We start from the raw sequence: 19,031 nt of genomic DNA, 5'->3' as shown, positions 1-19,031 counted from the left end.
CTTGGTTCTCTCTAAAGAAGATATTATTTCGAAGCTGATCATAGGCACCGCCCAGTTCGGGTTAGATTACGGGATCAGCAACAAGCAAGGGCAGCTGCAGTCTCCGCAGGTAAAGGCTATATTTACCCAGGCATTGGCAGCCGGCATCAACACGCTGGATACCGCCGCCGCTTACGGCGAAAGCGAAAGCACGATCCAGTCTGCTTTGCAGGGCACTCCACTCTCCTTTCGGATTATTTCCAAGTACCCGCCCAACCAGCCGGAGAAAAGTATCAGGCAAGCCCTAGCCGAATCGCTGGAGCGGCTTGGTGTTACAAAATTATACGGGTATCTGCTGCACAGCTACAGCACGTATGAGCAAAACCCGGGCGTTTTAGCAGAGCTCCAAGAACTGAAGGCTGCTGGCCTGGTAGAGAAGATCGGCGTTTCGCTTTATCATCCCTGGGAGGCTGAAGAACTTTTAGCGCAGCAGGCTTCGATTGATATTGTGCAGTTTCCTTACAGCATTTTTGACCGCCGCTTTGAGGCTGTGCTCCCCCGCTTTCAACAGCAGTGTATCCAAACGCATGTCCGATCGGTGTTCCTGCAGGGTTTATACTTCCTTTCCCAGGAAAGTTTGCCGCCCTTCTTCGCTCCCATTGCCGGCAAAATTGCTGGCCTGCACCAACTCGCCCACCAATGCGGGGTGCCTCTGGGCGCCATGCTACTTGGTTTTGTGCTCGGCAATCCGCATATTACCCATGTAGTGATGGGCGTAGAAAGTCTGGAGACCCTGCAACAGAATATCCGCTACAGCACCATCCAATTAAACGATGCCTTACTGCCACAATTAAATAGCTTTAAGGAAGAAAACGAGGCGATCCTTTTGCCTTACAACTGGCCTAAAACATGAGTACACCTCTCAATTCCCTCTTCTCACTGCAAAATAAAGTAACGCTGGTAACCGGGGGCTATGGCTACCTTGGGACGGCTATTACCCTGGGCCTGGCCGAAGCCGGTGCGCGAGTATATGTGCTGGGCCGAAGCGAAGAGAAGTATACCGCAGCCTTTGAAGAGGCAAAGCTCCCGAACATCCATTTTGAGCAATGCGATATTGCCAGTATGGAGAGTGTGCAACAGGCCTTCCGCACCGTTGCCGCCAAAGAGGGCAGCCTGGATGTGCTGGTAAACAATGCTTTTTACTCCAAAGGGCAAAACCCCGAACAGCTGACCGATGAGGAATGGGCTTACGGTATCGACGGCAACCTGAATAGTGTGTACCGCTGTATCCGGGAAGTTATTCCTTATTTAAAGGAACGAGGCGGCCGGATCATCAATGTATCCTCCATGTATGGCCTAGTATCGCCTGATTTTAGTATTTATGAGGAAAGCCTGGCATCGCTCAATCCGCCGCATTACGGTGCAGCAAAAGCCGGCGTGCTACAGCTCACGCGCTACTTTGCCTGTTATCTGGGCAAGTATGGCGTCACCGTAAATGCCGTTACGCCTGGCCCTTTCCCCAGCCCGAACGTGCAGCAGGATGAAGGCTTTGTTGACCGGCTAAAAAAGAAAAATCCCTTAGGTAGGATCGGTACACCTGATGATCTGAGAGGAGCTTTTGTATACCTGGCCTCTGATGCATCCGCTTACATGACGGGCCAGAACTTAGTGCTGGATGGAGGCTGGACAGCATGGTAAGAACAGGCGCCATTATACAGGTGCGCTCCGGCTCGGAGCGGCTGCCAGGCAAGGCCCTGCTTCTGCTCCCGTTTGGCAGCGGCCCCGCACTGCTGGCCCATGTGGTAGATCGCGCGCAACAGGCAAGCGCCATCGAACAGGTTATCATTGCCACTACCACTCAGGCATCAGATGATGTTATTGCGCAGTTTTGTTCTGACAATGGAATAGCCTGCTTTCGGGGCGATGCCGAGGATGTGCTGAACCGGTTTGCAGCTGCCGCAGCAATTTATAAGCTGAATATTGCCGTACGGCTCACCGGGGACAACCCTTTTATTATGCCGGAAACAATTGATGCGGCCGTACAGCAGCACCTGCAGGCAGGAGTGGATTACACCATAACCGAAGGCTTGCCGCTCGGTACCAATATTGAAGTGATCTCTTTTGCCGCGTTGCAAAAGGCCCGGACAGCAGCCACTGCTCACTCTGACCGGGAACACGTAACCCCTTACATCAGGCGCGAAAGTATGTTCAAAACGCAGGAGGTGCCAATCGCCTCCGATATCAAAAAGCTTCGCCTTACCGTAGATTACCCGACAGATTATGCGCTCGCCTCGCTGCTTTATAGCAACTTGTATAAGCCGGGCCATTTATTTGGATTTCCGGAGATAGCTCAGCTGCTGCAGCAGTATCCCTGGCTAGCAGCCATAAACGAGGGAAACACGCAGCGCAAGGCATTCGCAAACGAGCAGGAGGAACTGGAAGAGGCAAAGCGTATCTTAAAGCTGGGAGGATTTGACAAAACTTTGCAAAAGCTAGAAAAGTAAACGCATGGCAAACAAAACCCGCATCATTTTCAGGGCAGACGGCAACAACAAGATCGGGTTGGGCCATGTGGTACGCTCGATGGCCCTGGCGGCTATGCTGCGTGACGAATTTGAGTGCGTGTTTGCCATACAGGCCCCTTCCGCTGAGCTGCGGGAACTGCTGCAGCAGACTTGCCATGGGGTGATCATGCTGCCCGCAAGCCCACCTACCGAAGACCGCTTTATACATGAACTGGCCGCTTACATTGCCCCTGATGTGGTGGTGGTGCTCGATGGCTATTCCTTTGACACGGCTTACCAGCAAAGTATAAAAAGCAAAGGCTGCCCCCTGATCTGCCTCGATGACATCCACGCGTACCCCTTTGTAGCCGACGCTGTGCTGAACCAGGCGGGAGGCGTAACGAAAGACGCTTACAGGACTGCTCCATATACCCAGCTACTGCTCGGCCCGAAGTATGCGCTGTTGCGCCAGCCGTTCTTACAGGCTGCCAGCCAGGCAAGAAACTTTCCGGCTGATAAGGTGCGCGTGTTGCTGAATATGGGCGGGGCCGACCCGGAGAATCATACCTTGCAGGTGGCAAAAGAACTGGTCCGGTTAAAAAGTATAACCCAGGTAGAAATAGTAGTTGGCGGCGCCTACAAGCATGTTGTGGAGCTGCAGCGCTGGCTTAAAAAGCATCCGGCTTTTGCCCTGCACCAGAACCTGGCTGCCGACGCCATGTGCCGGCTCATGCAACAATGCCCTGTAGCAGTTACATCGGCCAGTGGGGTTGCCCAGGAGTATGCTGCCGTTGGCGGCGCGCTCTTTATATTGCAGACAGCCGAAAACCAGCAGGCTTTTTATACCTTTCTGACCGCCAGCGGCATTGCTCATCCCTATGAATCTTTTGCTAGTTTAAAAACAGAAGACCTGAGACCGGCCTTTGGAGCGCAGTTACAGGTGCAGCGGCAGTATTATGACGGGCAAAGCGATGTTAGGCTACAGCAGGTATTCCATTCTTTCCGGCTACGTACCCTAACCACTTTGCGCAAGGTTTCGGAAGAAGACATGCACCTGCTTTACGAGTGGAACAACGACCCCGAGGTGCGCCGTCGCTCTTTTAACCCCGCGCCTATTCCGCTGGAAAACCATCGCCAGTGGTTTCACGTCAAACTTGCCGATCCGAATTGTATCATCTACCTTGCAGTGGTAAACGGTGACCCTGTCGCCCAGATCCGGTTTGATATAAAAGGAGACACAGCTACGATCAGCTACCTGATCAGCAAAGCATACCGGGGCCAGGGTTTAGGCCATACGGTGCTGCTGAAAGGAGTAGAACAGCTTAGAAAGGAACGGGCCGACATTCAAGAGATAGAAGGCTTGGTGCAGCTGGATAATACCGCCTCGGTCCGCGCGTTTGAGAAAGCAGGCTTTACCAATGGCCCTGCCTCGGAGCAGCATCCGGAAGCACACCGTTTTGTGCTCGGGCTGGTGCCGCCACAAGAAGTATAACTATGACACACGAAATTGCCATTGCCGGCCGCCAGGTAGGACCAGGAAACAGGCCTTTCATCATTGCCGAAATGTCGGGCAACCATAACCATTCGCTGAAGCGGGCCCTGGCTATTGTCGATGCTGCTGCCGATGCCGGCGCCGATGCCATCAAACTGCAAACATACACCGCCGATACCATGACGCTGCCGGGCGCTTTCACCATTGCCGATGAAAACTCGCTGTGGAAAGGCCGGGAGCTTTATGATCTTTACAAAGAAGCATATACGCCCTGGGAGTGGCACAAACCTATTTTTGATCGGGCCAGAGAGCGTGGCCTCATTGCTTTCTCCTCTCCTTTTGATGAAACGGCTGTGGATTTCCTGGAAGAACTTGGAGCGCCGGTGTATAAAATTGCCTCTTTTGAAAATACCGATCATCCGTTGCTGCGCAAGGTAGCCGCTACCGGCAAACCCGTAATCATGAGCACGGGGGCAGCGACGATCTCAGAGTTGGATGATGCGGTAAACGTTTTACGGCAGGCCGGTTGCCAGCAGCTGATACTGCTTAAATGCACCAGCACTTACCCGGCTACGCCCCAAAACACTAACCTGCTTACTATTCCGCACATGCGCGAGCTATTTGGCGTGCAAGTAGGCCTCTCCGATCATACCATGGGCGTGGGCGTTGCTGTGGCTGCCGTTGCTTTTGGAGCTACTGTCATTGAAAAACACTTCACCCTGCGTCGTGCGGACGGCGGCGTGGATGCCGCTTTCTCACTGGAACCGGCGGAACTGTCTTCGTTAGTGATCGAATCGGAAAGGGCATGGCAGGCGCTGGGCTATGTACAATATGGCGTGCAGCGTGCCGAGGAGAAAAGCCGTCTTTTCAAGCGCTCCGTGTATGCCGCCAAAGACATTACCGCAGGCGAAGCATTTACAAAAGAAAACATCCGGATTATTCGCCCGGGACTCGGACTGGCGCCGAAACATTATGAAGAGTTGCTCGGCAAAGCTGCCACCAAAAGTATAAAAGCCGGCACGCCTCTTTCCTGGGATCTGCTGTAGCTCATGAACGCGTGGTATAACCGCTACCGCAACATCCTGCACCTGCACTTCTCCGAGGGCTTTTACCAGCTTCCGGAAAGTGCTAAAAATGCCGTTTCGCCTACCAGTCCTTTTAAACGCGTGCTCAAAATGGCGGGCTACACCGTAGTGCGGCTCCTGGGCAATCTGTTTCAGCAGGTAGAGCACCCCGACAAACTAAAAGGGGAAGTATGGCTGTATGTGGTGAGCCAGAACAACTATGACAGCCTAACTTTTGTGCAGCAGGGCTTACCGGAAGCAGTTTTTGTGGCCGGCCAAAACAAAGAGATTGGTAAGTATAACCCGGTTGTGGAGCGCCTTTCACTTCGCAGGAAGCTGCTATACTACTACCGGTTCATCCCTTTATACTTCCAGTTCCTGAAGTATAAGCCCCATATTACCAAACGCTTCCCTGATATTCTTTTTGATGCCGTGGGCTTTTATGAAGTATACCTGCGCAAGCTCCGCAAGTATAAACCGCAGGCTATTGTGTTTGCCAACGACCATAACCCCGATGCGCGCGCCATGCTGCTGGCCGCAAAGGCGTTAGGCATAAAAACAATTTATGTGCAGCATGCCAGCGTGAGTACCATTTTCCCACCGCTGCTGTTTGATTTAAGCCTGCTGGAGGGGCAGGATTCGCTCGACAAGTATAAGGCTTGTGGCCCGGTAGCTGGTCTGGTTGAATTCATCGGCATGCCGAAGGCAGATGCTTTTGTTCCCTACCGAAACCAGCATCGCACTATCCGGACAATTGGCATTGGTGGTAATTTAATGGACCTGATGCCCGAAACAGAGCAACTGGTCCGTACACTGGCTGAGGGCTTTCCGCAGGTAAGCCTCATTCTGCGGCCCCATCCGCGCGACAAGCGGGACTTTACCTTTCTATTGACCTTGTTTCCGAATATCAGCCTTTCTTCTGCGGCCCAAGAGCATACGTTCGATTATTTGCGGAAGCTAGATGTGCAGATCAGCGGCAACTCCGGCATCCATCTGGAGGCAGTGCTGCTGAATGTATGGTCGATCTTTTATAATTTCAATCCGCACGAAAAATTGCACGACTATTATGGCTTTGTGCAGCACGGCCTGATAGATACTGTGCAGGACCCGGATTCGCTGGCGCTGCTGCTGGAACAGCACCTGAGCCAAAAGCCTGAAGTTTATTTGCGGGCGCAGTACTATAATGCCACCGTCGGTACTGCCTACGACGGGCGAAGCGGTGAACTGGCTCTCCGATTTATCAAAGAATTTATTGGGGTAAATTAAGGCGAAGCTATATATTTATAGTTCAATCTCCTTTTCCCCTATCACTTTGAAAACATTCCTTCGCATCTTACTCGGTCTTCTCTTTTGCTTTACCTTCCGAAGTACTTACGCCCAAGGACCTGGTAACTCTCTCCAGTTCAACGGCTATGATGACTATGTTGATTGCAGTAATCAAAACCGGGGTATAACAAACTCGGTAACGGTTGAGGCTTGGGTAAAAACGAACTCTGCCAAGTATCACTGGATTTTAGGGAAGTATGACCGGTACTCCGACCGAGGCTACCACCTTATCATCAAGTATGGCAAGGCCGCTTTTGCAGGTAGAGACGGCTCTGGGCTATACAGGAACTCTGGGTACTCCAATGACAATGTGAATGATAACAACTGGCATCATTTAGTGGGGGTATGTACGAAAGGAACCTGGCAGATCTATGTCAATGGGATACTACAGAGCCAGGAAGTTACAGGCTACCAAGATACAGATCTAACAAATACAGCCCCAATGGCTTTAGGAAAAGACTTTATCTCAGATAATGAGAATTTCAGTGGCACGGAGGATGAAGTAAGAGTCTGGAATCGGGCCCTCACGCAGGAGGAAATCCGGCAGCGCATGTGTCATAAACTTACTGCAAGTGAGCCAGGGCTGGTGGCTTATTTCAACTTCGACAATACATCCGGCTACTCTGTAACGGATCATAGCCCTTTGCACATCAACGGCACCTTCCGCAACATGAACCCGGCTACGGCCTGGACACTCTCTGGTGCGCCTGTCGGGGATAAAAGCGTTTACCTATACCCTAGTAACTGGGCTACCCCACTCCGGTTACCAACTGGGCTTGCAACGTTTTCAGTAGTGCAGGCAGACAAAGCTATTAAAGGCATGCACCTCTACCAGGTGGCGTCTGCCCCGAATTCTGTGAGCGGTATTTCGAATCCAGCGGAAGTAAAGGAATATTACGGTGTGTATAAAGTGGGAGGCGCTACCGGTAAGTATAAACTATGCCTGGAGCAGAGTGCGATCTCCTGCAAATCGACCTTATTCAACAGGCAGGATAACACCGACGCTACCTGGTCGGTGGCTGCAGATACCACCCTTTCTTCTGTCCTGCTAAAAACAGAATCAGCTGCCTATGGCGAGTATGTTGTGAACAACTCGTTTGCCGGCGCTATCAACATTAACGGACCTGCCACTATTTGTAGCGGTTCTACAGCCGTTCTCTCCGTTACGGCGAGTGGCAAGGTAACCTGGAGCACAGGTGCTACGGGCAACAGCATTCAGATCACCAAGGGAGGGCAGTACGAGGCTATAGTAGAAGAAAACGGCTGTATTAGCAGGGGCACGCTGGTTGTAAAGGAAGTTGCGCCGCCCATTTTGGATCTGGGACCCGATAGAATTGTATGTCCCAACGAAACATTCGTCCTCTCAGCACCGAAAGGCAATCCTGAATACTACAGCTACCTATGGAGCACGGGTGCTACTACGGCAAGCATTGCCATTACCCAGCCGGGCACCTATACGTTAACGGCCACGAATACTGCCGGATGCTCAACCACCGACGAGTTGGTCGTAACAAAGCATTCCGTGCCTGCCTATGTTTTTCCGGAGGAAGTTACGACCTGCTATGGAGAGAAGATAACCATCGGCGCGGAAGTAGCCGGCGCAACGTACCGCTGGAGCACCGGGCAGACCACCCAAACCATTAACGTGAGCACGCCCGGTGCCTACCAGGTATTTTATACGGTGTATGGCTGCACCTACAACTTTACCATTACAGTTGTGGCAGAAGAGTGCCCCGAGATTCCCAACATCATTACACCGAACGGTGATGGTAAAAATGATGCCTTTGTGTTGAAAGGGATAGAGCAGCATACCACACGCCTGGAGATCTTTAACCGCTGGGGCAAATCCGTTTTTCAAAGCGAAAGCTATGGCAACGACTGGTCGGCGGCAGGAGTACCCACCGGCATGTATTACTACCAGTTCACCAGCCGCAGCACCGGCAAAGTATACAAAGGCTGGTTGGAGGTAGCCAAATAACTGTAGCAACGCAAGCTGCTTTATGCCACGTAGCTGGCTGCCGGCAAAACTTTCCATAGCCTGAATGATGGCATGTATGTGCTTTTTAAAGCTACCTTTGCCCCTCTGCTATAACCCATGAGTAAAAAACTTCAGCGCGAAGGTATCTGGAATACCATTATCTCCTACGCCGGCATTGTGATCGGGTATGTGAATACCATCCTGCTCTTTCCCAATTACCTGGAGCCGGACCAGGTAGGCCTCACCCGGCTGCTGACTTCTGTTTCGATGATGTTTGCGCAATTCGGGGCCTTGGGTTTTGTGAACATGAGTGTGCGCTATTTCCCCTATTTCCGCAACAAGGAGGAGCGCCACCATGGCTTTTTGTTTCTGCTGCTGTCGGTGCCCATGGTGGGGTTTGCGCTTATTACAGGAATTTTTCTGCTCTTTAAGCCCGTTATAGTCGATTACTATCAGGCGAACTCGCCCCTGTTTGTCGATTATTATTTCTATATCATCCCGCTGGCGCTGTTTACGCTGCTCTTTAACCTGTTTACCGCCTACCTGCGCTCGCTCTTTAAAACCATTGTATCATCTTTTGTGCAGGACTTCCTGCTGCGGTTGCTCACCACGCTGCTGATTTTAGCTTATGCGGTTGGATGGATGGACTTTCAGCAGTTTGTGCTGCTCTACATCGGGATCAACTCGGCCATAGCCTTGGTGCTGATCGTTTATACCCTGTGGCTGCGGCAGCTTTTCCTGCGGCCTTCTTGGGCAGGTATGAAGCTGATTCCGTTGCGGGAAATGCTCTTCTATGGCTTTTTTACTTTCCTTGGCAATATCTCGGTCACCATCATCACTACGGTAGACCAGGTCATGATCAGTGCCTACAGCCTGAGCGATAACGGGGTGTATACCACCGCCTTTTTTATGACGAGTGCCATCATGATCCCGGCCCGTTCTATCTTTAAGATTGCTTTTCCGCAGGTGGCCGAGTACTGGAAAGACCAGGATATGATAAAAATGGAGCAGCTCTACAAGCAGATCACGCTCATTAACCTGGTTATAGGGCTGCTGCTGTTTATCGGCATCTGGGCCAACATCGATAACCTATTTTCTTTTATGCCCGATACGTATCGGGCGGGCAAGTATGTGGTGCTGTTTCTGTCGATGGCGCGTCTCATCGACCTGGCTACCGGCATCAACGGCATCATCCTGGCTACTTCGGCCAAGTACCGCTGGGACCTGCTCTTTAACGTGGTGCTGGCAGGCGTTACCGTCTGGACCAATTACTACTTTATTCCGCTTTATGGCATTAACGGAGCCGCCTTCGCCTCCATGCTTTCCTATGTGCTCATTAACCTGCTGCGGCTGTTCTTTGTGCAGTGGGTTTACCGGATACAGCCTTTTGCCTGGAGCTCGGTTACCATTACAGTTATTGCAGCGGTAGCGTTGGGGACTTCTTACCTGCTGCCATACCTGGGTAATTCGTACCTGGATATTGCCGTTCGCTCCTTGCTGATCACACTGATTTATAGCAGCCTCACACTGGGCCTGAACGTATTCCCTGCTCTGAACGAGTGGCTGAAGAAGATCGTATACAGCATCACGGGCGTTTCGCTGTAAAGCCTTTGTTTTACCTGGCAGCTATACTTGCTTTTGCATAAAATCCTGCACCTGCCCGCAGATATAGGCCAGCTGGTCCTGCTTTAACTCCGAGTGCATGGGCAGCGACAGGAGTGACTGACTGAGTTTTTCAGCTACCGGAAAATCGCCCTGCTTGTAGCCCAGGTGCCCAAAAGCCTCCTGCAGGTGCAAAGGCTGCGGATAATAAACCATACTTGGAATATAGTTATCCCGCAGGTGCGCTTGTAACCCGTCCCGCAGTTTGGGTGCAACCGATATAACATACTGCTGGTAAACGTGTGAACTATACGCTGCACAAACTGGAGGCTGCACGCCTGGCACCTGCGCAAAAGCTGTGTCATAGTACTGTGCAACCGGAATTTTACCAGCGTGGTAGGCGTCCGTATACTTTAGCTTTACTGTAAGCATGGCGGCTTGCAGGGCATCTAACGGCGCAGTTCCCTCACCCGCTTCAAAGAAATGGCGCACCTTAGCTGCTACATTCGCTTCATTGGTGCAAATGGCCGCCCCTTCGCCCTGCCCGGCCAGCGGCTTTGCCGGAAAAAAAGAGGAGATACTGCAGTGGCCCATGGTACCCGCTTTCTGACGCTGCCCACCGGGCCAGCTATAAACGGCGCCAAAGGCCTGCGAATTATCCTCCACCACCTTCAGATCATACTTGCGGGTAAGAGCCAGCAAGGGTTCCATGGCGGCACATTGCCCAAATAGGTGCACTGGTAGTATCGCTCTGGTCGTAGGCGTGATCGCCTGCGCCACGGCTTCCGGGTCCAGCGTAAAAGTATCAGCCTGCACATCAGCAAATACAGGAGTGAGCCCCAACCGCAGCACGGTTTCGGCCAGGGCAGCATCTCCGAAAGCCGGAAGTATTACGGCTGCGCCGGCAGGAAGCGCCAGTGCCTGCAAGGCAACGCGCAACGTCGATCCGTCAGCAGCGCAGGGAAATGCCACCGCCACAGGCAAGTAGGCTTGTATCCGATCGGCAAGCTGCTGCACCTGCGGCCCTTCCGTGAACGACATACTTTCCATTACCGCCGTAAAGGCAGCATCCAGCTCGGGTTTGAGCCGGGCATACAGCGCCTTCTGGTCTGTCATTTTAATATCTTCCATGCGCGTTTGCTAAGTATAACCTGGGTGTAGGCAAAGATAAGGTTCCGGTAGCAGGATTCATCGCTTCCCTCCTCCTCAAAAGGGAAATTGCGGCAGGTCGTATTGCCAAACTGAAAGGTAAGCGGACAGGTGGTTTATACCCGAAAAGCTAGGTGTGATGTGGTACTGGTGGGTGCAATGTAACAAGTAGTATGGCGCACACGACACTATCCATCAAAGCACCGGAGCTCTGCAGGCGCTCACATGCAGGAGCTACAGTAGGACAGATCAGCCTCAGAAAAAGAAGGATCCTTTAGTAGCCGTTGGTTAGCGTGAATTGCTCTACCTGCGAGTCCAGCACTTTGCCGCTTTCGCACTTGAGCACCCGCTTGGGGTAATGGTTGATGATCTCGTAATTGTGCGTAGCCATCAGCACAGCTGTGCCACTGTTGTTGATCTCCAGGAAAAGCTGCATGATGCCATCAGCTACCATGGGATCCAGGTTTCCGGTCGGTTCATCAGCAAAAAGGATTACCGGCTCATTTAAAAGCGCGCGTGCAATAACAATGCGTTGCTGCTCGCCACCCGAAAGCTGGTGGGGCATTTTGCTTGCGGCAGCATCAAGGCCCACACGCATCAGTACTTCTGAAATGCGCTGCTTTATTTTAGAGGAGTCCTTCCAGCCGGTCGCGCGCAACACAAAGCTCAGGTTTTCGGCCACCGTGCGGTCGAAGAGTAACTGAAAGTCCTGGAAGATGATGCCGATCTTGCGCCGCAGGTAAGGTACCTGCTTGCGGGGTAATTTGGTAAGCTTAAAGTCGGCAACAGCTGCGTGGCCGGCAAGCAGCGGCAGGTCGGCATAGAGCGTTTTGAGCAGCGAGCTTTTCCCGCTTCCGGTGCGGCCCACCAGGTACACAAATTCTCCTTTCTCAATATCAAAACTGACATTGCTCAGAATAGTATTCACATCCTGGTAAATGGCTACATCGCGCAGCGAAACAACGGGAGAAGATGAGAAATTCATAACAGGTTAAAGCTCTAATTTCTGTAGTTTGCCAAACTCAAGTGATTCTATGACACTTGCCAGGGCGTCTTCTTTGCCCTCCAACCCATAACGGTCGAGGTTCTTGAGCGGCCGGTCGGCTCTAAAATAAGCAATCAGCACAAAATTACTGTCGCGCAGCTGGATATAATCCGGAATTTTAGCCTTGCCTTTTACTTTGATGATATACATTTCAGGAATTATGAATTAAGAATTACGAATTACGAATCAGGAGGGCGACAGAGAAGCTTTTCCTTGAGCATTCGTAATTCGTAACTCGTAATTAACTTATTTGTTTCCTTTCGCGTGGTCAGCCAGAAATTTCTGAAGGCCGATATCCGTAAGCGGATGGTTCAGCAGGCCTGTGATAACAGAAAGCGGGCAGGTAACCACATCGGCGCCGATCTCGGCACACTGCACCAGGTGCATCACGTGGCGCACCGAAGCGGCCAGTACCTGCGTCTGGTAACCATAGTTGGCATAGATATGAACGATCTGTTCGATGAGCTGCATGCCATCTGTTGAAACATCATCCAAACGGCCTACAAAAGGGGATACGTAGGTAGCTCCTGCTTTGGCGGCTAATAAGGCCTGTCCGGCAGAGAACACCAGCGTGCAATTCGTTTTAATGCCTTTATCACTAAAGTAGCGGATCGCTTTGATACCGTCCTTGATCATGGGCACTTTCACTACAATATTGGGATGCAACTCAGCCAGAAATTCGCCTTCGCGCACCATTCCTTCAAAATCGGTGGCAATTACCTCGGCGCTGATATCACCGTCCACGATGTCGCAGATCTTCTTATAATGGGCAATGACATTGTCGTGGCCGAAAATACCTTCTTTGGCCATCAGCGACGGATTGGTGGTAACGCCGTCCAACACACCCAGGTCGTGTGCCTCCCGGATCTCCTGTAGGTTCGCAGTATCTATAAAGAATTTCATAATGCTGAGATGTAGATTTACCCACAAATCTAACGCAATCTATACTAACACAAAAGACATTAGGGAAAAGATAGAAAACTACCGGAATAACGGGTTGCAGTTAGCGGATAAGTAAGCGTGAAGCGGTAACAAAGTATGGCTCCCGGTTAGGGCAGGAATGCCAACGTAATCAGGAAGTATGGAGGAAGTGAAAGGAGAAATCCTTAAGGTAGGAGCAAAAAAAAAGTGGCAAACCAACATCGCGCCGCTCAACCGCCTACCCTTGCTCACTTCCGTGCCTGGGGGAGTTCGGCGGGAGCTGGCCGTGCCGATTTGCCGTTGCAAAGGTAGTAAGAATTTGTTTACCTGCAAATATGAGTGGTAATAAAATTGCTAAAATATAGAGGAGGCCTGGCTGTTTAGCCGGGATGTAGCTACTGTTTAGCATTTTGCAGCTCCTTTGTCCTGTATTAGGCTTCTACCTTTTTCTTAAGGGCTCCTATTTATAATCAAGGTAGATGGCGTTCGGGTGTTGGTTCTTTTTTGAAGTATAAGCGGTGTAATACCGGGTCAAATCACCCCTGCCCCTCCTTGATTAAGGAGGGGAGCTGGCTAATGCTGCTGGTGAGGTATAAGCAGTGTAGTAAGAGCTTAACCTCCCTTCCACCAGGATCCTTTCAGGATGACAAAAAGAAAGAGGCAAGGAGAGAAGGTTTATACTTATACTTCAGTAAAGTATAAACAACTGCTATCGAACAGATCCCAGTCCTTGGGTTGAGCGCCTCGAGAATTTCCGGTGACGAACGCTAGTGAGGCAGCCTGAGGTACGAAGGCAGGAAATGAAAGCAGCGCGATGCCCGAGGACGAGCACCCGCGGGCTTGGAGCGCTCTAAAGTATAAGATAAAACAAGGCAAGTATAAGACTGCGGAAGAAAGTTAGCTAAAGAGTATAGCCGTAAGTATAAAACTGAGCAATACAGCCAACTACTAGATATAGTCAAAGAATGGAGTAGCATCAAACTACCACTACCAAGTACAGCGCAAGAGCAATCAAAATACCACAGCCTACCACCCCTCACGGCAACACCCAAGGATATATTTCCACACAAACACGCTACTTGCCATCCTTTAATTACACGAAGCGCAACGCCTTTCATGGAATTAAATTGGCAAAAACTGTAAAAGCACCTTACCTTTGCGCATGCCAGAAAAAATTCTTATCCTCGATTTCGGCTCGCAGTACACCCAGCTTATCGCAAGAAGGGTACGGGAGCTCAATGTATATTGCGAAATATACCCTTTTAACAACATCCCTGCTCTAACCGACGATGTGAAAGGTGTTATCCTTTCAGGCAGCCCCTGCTCCGTCCGCGACGAAGAGCATCCCACCATCGACCTGTCTCAGTTTCTGGGCAAGCTTCCGGTATTAGGAGTTTGTTATGGTGCGCAGTATATCGCCCAAGAACTTGGCGGGGAGGTAACACCCTCAACCATTCGCGAGTATGGTCGTGCCCGCCTGAGTGAATTGCACAGCGCCGACCGCCTGCTGAAAGAACTCACCCTGGGCTCGGTGGTTTGGATGTCGCATGGCGATACGATCAAGGAAATCCCTAGTAACATAGAAGTAATTGCCAGCACCGAAAGCGTGCGCGTGGCAGCATACAAACTGAAAGGCCAGGAAACGTATGGCATCCAGTTTCACCCCGAAGTGACCCACTCCGACGAAGGAAAAACCCTGCTGCGTAACTTTGTGGTGCATATCTGCGGTTGCCAGCAAGATTGGACCTCCGAACAGTTTGTAGAGGCAACCGTGGCAAGCCTGAAAGAACAATTGGGCAACGACAAAGTGGTGCTGGGTCTCTCCGGCGGCGTCGATTCGAGTGTGGCAGCTATGCTCATTCACCATGCCATCGGTAAAAACCTGTATTGCATTTTTGTAGATAACGGGCTACTGCGCAAAGATGAGTTCGAAACCGTACTGGATTCCTACAAGCACATGGGCTTGAACGTGAAAGGCGTGGATGCCAAGCAGAAGTTCTACACGGCGCTGGCTGGCTTAACTGATCCGGAGCAGAAGCGTAAAGCCATTGGCCGCGTGTTTATAGAGGTTTTTGATGACGAAGCGCACCAGATAGAAGACGTGAAGTGGCTGGCACAGGGCACTATTTACCCCGATGTGATCGAGTCGATGAGCGTGAAAGGACCTTCGGCTACCATCAAATCGCACCACAACGTGGGCGGCCTGCCTGACTTTATGAAACTTCAGGTGGTGGAGCCCCTGAAAACGCTTTTCAAAGACGAAGTACGGTTGGTTGGCAAAACACTCCACATCGACGATGCCATACTTGGCCGCCATCCGTTCCCGGGCCCTGGCCTGGCTATCCGCATCCTGAGCGACATTACCCCCGAGAAAGTACACGTGCTGCAGCAGGTAGACCATATCTTTATCAGCAACCTGAAAAAATCGGGGCTATATAACGATGTGTGGCAAGCCGGCGCCATCCTTACCCCCGTGCAATCGGTGGGCGTGATGGGCGATGAGCGCACCTACGAGAACGTGGTAGCCCTGCGCGCCGTAAGCAGCGTGGATGGGATGACAGCGGACTGGTGCCGATTACCGTACGAGTTCCTGGCCGATGTGTCCAACGAGATCATCAACAAAGTAAAAGGGGTAAACCGCGTGGTGTACGACATCAGCTCGAAACCGCCGGCTACCATTGAGTGGGAGTAAAACAGAGAGACAGGATAAAAGACACAAGACGCAGGGTGCTCCCTTAAACCGGATCATGCTGCGCCTTGTGTCTTATGCCTTAAAAGCATTTTAATATGAAGAAAAACTTCTGGAAAAACATAGCCGGCTTGCTGCTGGCGGGTTTGCTGGCGCTGCCCGTGCAGGCGCAGGTGCAGGATGCTGCCACGGCTTACAGTAACGGCAAAGTGCTGCTACAGCAGCAGCGCTACGACCAGGCAATGGCCGAGTTAAAGCCCCTGACGAGCTCAGAAAACCCGTATGCACCGGAAGCTTCCTATTTTTACGCGCTCGCTGCCCTGAAAGGCAACAAGACCAAAGAGGCATATCAGATGCTGTTACAGTTGCAGAACCAACATCCCGACTGGGCAGGTATGAAGGATGCGGATTACCTGCTGGCCAATGTTTTGTTTGAGCAGGGAGATTATGAACGCGCCCTGAGCAAGCTGCAGGAACTGGATGGGTCTGCCCTGGAAGCGGATGCCGAAGGCCTCAAGCGCTATTACCTGACCAGGCTCAACAGCCGACCGGCATACGAGCAATTGCTCAAACGCTTTGGATCAGATAAAACCGTAGCGCAGGTGTATGCTGATAAGCTGATAGGTGGCTGGTACCGCCCGGAAGATCGGCAAACCCTGGAACGCATTGTGCAGCGCTTTAACTTAGACCGCAACCGCTACCTGAGCAAGGATGCCCTGAGCGGGCAAGGCTTTGATGTGGCGGTGCTCCTACCCTTTCAGCTGAACCAGCCGCTTTCGCAGACAGCCCGCAAAAACCAGTTTGTAACGGATCTGTATGCCGGTATGAAACTGGCCCAAGACTCATTAGCAGCGCAAGGTATCCGCATTAACCTGCTGGCCTACGATGCGAGTGCCGACACAACTGCTACCAGTAACCTGCTCAGGCTGCCGGAGCTGCAGCAAATGGACCTGGTGATCGGGCCGGTATACAAATCCACGGCAAAAGTTGCGGCGCGCTTTGCAGCCCAAAACAACATCAACGTCATCAACCCGCTCTCGCAGGATACCGATATTGCAAAAGGCAATGAGCATGTGTTTCTCTTCGAGGCGTCTGTTGCCACACAGGCAAAGCAGGCTGCCACATTCGCGTACCAGCACTTCAATCCGAAAACAGCGGTTATCCTGTTCGAAAATACGAAGGACGACACCACCTTTGCCGGTCATTACCGGCGGCAGTTCCTGCGGCTAGGCGGCAAAGTGAAAGTGTATAAAAAGATCAGCTCCAGCCAGGCCGGGGCCACGGCAGCCATTTTTAACGGCCTGGCGCTGGAAGATGCCGGGCACCTGGCTGTTTTTTCAGAGAAAATGACAGCAGCCGTAAACACCATTAGCCTGTTGCAGGGCAAAGCTCCCCGGTTGCCGCTGATCACCTACGAGAACTGGCTTGATATCAACCAGATCTCTTTACAGCAACTGGACAACCTGGAAGCTTACTTCATCAGCCCCAAGTATGTGAACAAGTATAACCCAGTCAACGATTGGTTTCGCAGCAAATACATCAGCAAGTATAACCTGCCCCCATCTATGTATGCGTATGCCGGTTTTGAAATGCTGTATTACTTTGGTACCAGGCTCCAGCAGTTCGGGCCGCAGTTCAACCAGCAGCTGGCGGCGCAAGGCATTCAGCAGGGCGTATTTTACCCGGGGCATGGGTATAGCACCACACAAAAGCCTGGCGAGCTGCAACCCGATAACCAGTATGTACCCATCACGAAACTCGATAACCTGCAACTTACCGTAGTGAATCCTGTTTTTTAATCAGACAAAGTATACTTAGAACCGACAATCTTATGATACAAGCACCCATTAGCAACGAACTTTTCCTGCGCGCCCAAAACAGTATTCCTGGTGGCGTAAATTCGCCGGTAAGGGCGTTCCGGGCCGTAGGCGGAAATCCCCGTTTCATGGTATCGGCCAAAGGCCCTTACATGGAAGATGAAGATGGCAACCGCTACATCGACCTGATCAATTCATGGGGCCCCATGATCCTGGGCCATGCCCCTGCCCTGGTAGAGAAAGCCGTGTTGGAAGCCATCCCTCACTCGCTGTCTTTTGGCGCTCCTACCCGCAAGGAAATCGAGATCGCTGAGCTGATTGTAAGTATGGTGCCCAGCATCGAGAAGGTGCGCATGGTAAACTCCGGTACCGAAGCGACCATGTCGGCCATACGGGTGGCGCGTGGCTACACCGGCCGCGACAAGATCATCAAGTTTGAAGGCTGCTACCATGGTCATGGCGATTCTTTCCTGATCTCGGCCGGGAGCGGCGCTATTACCCTGGGCGTACCCGACAGCCCGGGCGTGACCAAAGGCACCGCCAATGACACCCTGACAGTCCCTTACAACAACTTGCAGACGGTGGAGACGCTGGTAGCCGCCAATAAAGGACAGGTGGCCGCCATTATACTGGAGCCTGTAGCCGGTAACATGGGCCTCGTTACCCCGGAAGCAGGCTTTTTGCAGGGCCTGCGTGACCTCTGCGACAAAGAAGGTATTGTGTTGATCTTTGACGAGGTGATGACCGGTTTCCGGCTTGCCCCGGGCGGTGCGCAGCAGTTGTACGGCGTAACACCGGACATGAGCACACTGGGTAAAATAATCGGCGGCGGTATGCCGGTGGGCGCTTATGGCGGTAAAAAGGAACTGATGGATTATGTGGCACCGGCCGGTCCGGTTTACCAGGCGGGCACCTTATCGGGCAACCCGATCGCCATGTCGGCGGGAATGGCCATGCTGACCTACCTCCACGACCACCCGGAAGTATACACCCAGCTGGAGAATACCACACTCAAAATGGTAGCAGGCATGCAGCAAAACATGCAGCAGCTGGGCTTTCGCTATACCATTAACTGCGTAGGCTCCATGTTCAGTATTTTCTTTACCGAGCAGCCCGTTTGCGATTTTGATACAGCTAAAACATCCGACACCGCACTCTTCGGGCGTTATTTCAACGGCATGCTGCAGCGCGGCATCTACCTGGCTCCTTCGCAGTACGAAACACTCTTTGTCTCTACTGTTATCTCCGACGAGCTGGTAGAAAAGTATCTTCAGGCAAACCTGGAAGCCCTGCAGGAAGCGCATAACCTTTAGCAGCTAAAAAGTCCAGCAGAACGGCAGCCCTTGAAAAGGAGCTGCCGTTCTTGTTTTCTCCAAAGCATAGGAACGTGCTTATGCCAGCGGCACGGGAAAACTCCGCGCTACTTTTGCGGCATATTCCCTTTATTGATTACTTTTACAGAAGT

15 protein-coding genes and 1 other RNA gene are annotated in these 19,031 nt (G+C 51.8%); 11 read left to right on the top strand and 5 right to left on the bottom strand.

The genetic code is table 11. The features are described from left to right. The first annotated feature begins 1 nt into the window (after position 1). The 8 genes from LWL52_RS06705 to LWL52_RS06670 all read left to right on the top strand — a co-directional run bounded on the left by LWL52_RS06705 (position 2) and on the right by LWL52_RS06670 (position 9,948). Positions 2-892, top strand: a complete 891-nt coding sequence (locus LWL52_RS06705) for an aldo/keto reductase (RefSeq protein ID WP_242918155.1) — start codon at positions 2-4, stop codon at positions 890-892. Beyond that, positions 889-1,677 (top strand): SDR family NAD(P)-dependent oxidoreductase, encoded by a 789-nt coding sequence (locus LWL52_RS06700; protein WP_242918153.1) that lies wholly within the window; start codon positions 889-891, stop codon positions 1,675-1,677. Before LWL52_RS06705 ends, LWL52_RS06700 begins: the two co-directional genes overlap by 4 nt. After that, positions 1,671-2,483 (top strand): cytidylyltransferase domain-containing protein, encoded by an 813-nt coding sequence (locus tag LWL52_RS06695; protein WP_242918151.1) that lies wholly within the window; start codon positions 1,671-1,673, stop codon positions 2,481-2,483. The genes LWL52_RS06700 and LWL52_RS06695 overlap by 7 nt, the downstream gene beginning before the upstream one ends. Before the next feature lie 4 nt (positions 2,484-2,487). Then, the gene (pseG, locus tag LWL52_RS06690) at positions 2,488-3,975 is read left to right on the top strand and encodes a UDP-2,4-diacetamido-2,4,6-trideoxy-beta-L-altropyranose hydrolase (RefSeq protein ID WP_242918149.1); all 1,488 of its coding nucleotides are present in this window, start codon (positions 2,488-2,490) and stop codon (positions 3,973-3,975) included. Between the two features lie 2 nt (positions 3,976-3,977). Further along, on the top strand, positions 3,978-5,021 hold the full coding sequence (pseI, locus tag LWL52_RS06685; RefSeq protein ID WP_242918147.1) for a pseudaminic acid synthase: 1,044 nt from the start codon (positions 3,978-3,980) through the stop codon (positions 5,019-5,021). Between the two features lie 3 nt (positions 5,022-5,024). Continuing rightward, the gene (locus LWL52_RS06680; protein WP_242918144.1) at positions 5,025-6,305 is read left to right on the top strand and encodes a glycosyltransferase family protein; all 1,281 of its coding nucleotides are present in this window, start codon (positions 5,025-5,027) and stop codon (positions 6,303-6,305) included. Positions 6,306-6,351: 46 nt separating this feature from the next. Next, a complete protein-coding gene (locus LWL52_RS06675; RefSeq protein ID WP_242918142.1) occupies positions 6,352-8,343 on the top strand; it encodes a LamG-like jellyroll fold domain-containing protein in 1,992 nt (663 codons plus the stop codon). A 117-nt stretch (positions 8,344-8,460) separates the two neighbouring features. Beyond that, the gene (locus LWL52_RS06670) at positions 8,461-9,948 is read left to right on the top strand and encodes an oligosaccharide flippase family protein (protein ID WP_242918140.1); all 1,488 of its coding nucleotides are present in this window, start codon (positions 8,461-8,463) and stop codon (positions 9,946-9,948) included. A 21-nt stretch (positions 9,949-9,969) separates the two neighbouring features. Here the strand turns inward: LWL52_RS06670 and LWL52_RS06665 are convergent, their stop codons facing one another. The 5 genes from LWL52_RS06665 to ffs form a co-directional block, all read right to left on the bottom strand. Continuing rightward, positions 9,970-11,076: a DegT/DnrJ/EryC1/StrS family aminotransferase gene (locus tag LWL52_RS06665; RefSeq protein WP_242918138.1), complete on the bottom strand. Its 1,107-nt coding sequence runs from the start codon at positions 11,074-11,076 to the stop codon at positions 9,970-9,972. Between the two features lie 292 nt (positions 11,077-11,368). Continuing rightward, on the bottom strand, positions 11,369-12,079 hold the full coding sequence (locus tag LWL52_RS06660) for a cell division ATP-binding protein FtsE (RefSeq protein ID WP_242918136.1): 711 nt from the start codon (positions 12,077-12,079) through the stop codon (positions 11,369-11,371). Between the two features lie 6 nt (positions 12,080-12,085). Next, on the bottom strand, positions 12,086-12,289 hold the full coding sequence (locus LWL52_RS06655; protein WP_242918134.1) for a fructose-6-phosphate aldolase: 204 nt from the start codon (positions 12,287-12,289) through the stop codon (positions 12,086-12,088). 96 nt (positions 12,290-12,385) lie between these two features. Next, positions 12,386-13,042, bottom strand: a complete 657-nt coding sequence (gene fsa / locus LWL52_RS06650) for a fructose-6-phosphate aldolase (RefSeq protein ID WP_242918132.1) — start codon at positions 13,040-13,042, stop codon at positions 12,386-12,388. A gap of 222 nt (positions 13,043-13,264) precedes the next feature. Further along, an RNA gene (ffs, locus tag LWL52_RS06645) (signal recognition particle sRNA small type) lies at positions 13,265-13,361 on the bottom strand. An 861-nt stretch (positions 13,362-14,222) separates the two neighbouring features. Here ffs and guaA point away from each other — a divergent pair. The 3 genes from guaA (at position 14,223) to hemL (ending at position 18,879) form a co-directional block, all read left to right on the top strand. Next, positions 14,223-15,752: a glutamine-hydrolyzing GMP synthase gene (gene guaA, locus LWL52_RS06640; protein ID WP_242918130.1), complete on the top strand. Its 1,530-nt coding sequence runs from the start codon at positions 14,223-14,225 to the stop codon at positions 15,750-15,752. Positions 15,753-15,847: 95 nt separating this feature from the next. After that, the gene (locus LWL52_RS06635; protein WP_242918128.1) at positions 15,848-17,548 is read left to right on the top strand and encodes an ABC transporter substrate-binding protein; all 1,701 of its coding nucleotides are present in this window, start codon (positions 15,848-15,850) and stop codon (positions 17,546-17,548) included. 32 nt (positions 17,549-17,580) lie between these two features. Next, complete coding sequence (hemL, locus tag LWL52_RS06630; RefSeq protein ID WP_242918126.1) at positions 17,581-18,879, top strand: glutamate-1-semialdehyde 2,1-aminomutase; 1,299 nt, start codon at positions 17,581-17,583, stop codon at positions 18,877-18,879. Positions 18,880-19,031 lie beyond the last annotated feature (152 nt).

Origin of the sequence: Pontibacter liquoris (genome assembly GCF_022758235.1) — a bacterium.
Taxonomy (GTDB): Bacteria; Bacteroidota; Bacteroidia; order Cytophagales; family Hymenobacteraceae; genus Pontibacter; species Pontibacter liquoris.
This window is presented reverse-complemented; position numbering and strand designations above follow the sequence as displayed.

Excerpts from the sequence above, each read along its gene's own strand:
- LWL52_RS06700 (WP_242918153.1), top strand. The coding sequence starts at position 889 with ATGAGTACACCTCTCAATTCCCTCTTCTCACTGCAAAATAAAGTAACG.
- LWL52_RS06695 (WP_242918151.1), top strand. The coding sequence starts at position 1,671 with ATGGTAAGAACAGGCGCCATTATACAGGTGCGCTCCGGCTCGGAGCGG.
- pseG (WP_242918149.1), top strand. The coding sequence starts at position 2,488 with ATGGCAAACAAAACCCGCATCATTTTCAGGGCAGACGGCAACAACAAG.
- pseI (WP_242918147.1), top strand. The coding sequence starts at position 3,978 with ATGACACACGAAATTGCCATTGCCGGCCGCCAGGTAGGACCAGGAAAC.
- LWL52_RS06680 (WP_242918144.1), top strand. The coding sequence starts at position 5,025 with ATGAACGCGTGGTATAACCGCTACCGCAACATCCTGCACCTGCACTTC.
- LWL52_RS06670 (WP_242918140.1), top strand. The coding sequence starts at position 8,461 with ATGAGTAAAAAACTTCAGCGCGAAGGTATCTGGAATACCATTATCTCC.
- LWL52_RS06665 (WP_242918138.1), bottom strand. The coding sequence starts at position 11,076 with ATGGAAGATATTAAAATGACAGACCAGAAGGCGCTGTATGCCCGGCTC.
- LWL52_RS06660 (WP_242918136.1), bottom strand. The coding sequence starts at position 12,079 with ATGAATTTCTCATCTTCTCCCGTTGTTTCGCTGCGCGATGTAGCCATT.
- LWL52_RS06655 (WP_242918134.1), bottom strand. The coding sequence starts at position 12,289 with ATGTATATCATCAAAGTAAAAGGCAAGGCTAAAATTCCGGATTATATC.
- fsa (WP_242918132.1), bottom strand. The coding sequence starts at position 13,042 with ATGAAATTCTTTATAGATACTGCGAACCTACAGGAGATCCGGGAGGCA.
- guaA (WP_242918130.1), top strand. The coding sequence starts at position 14,223 with ATGCCAGAAAAAATTCTTATCCTCGATTTCGGCTCGCAGTACACCCAG.
- LWL52_RS06635 (WP_242918128.1), top strand. The coding sequence starts at position 15,848 with ATGAAGAAAAACTTCTGGAAAAACATAGCCGGCTTGCTGCTGGCGGGT.
- hemL (WP_242918126.1), top strand. The coding sequence starts at position 17,581 with ATGATACAAGCACCCATTAGCAACGAACTTTTCCTGCGCGCCCAAAAC.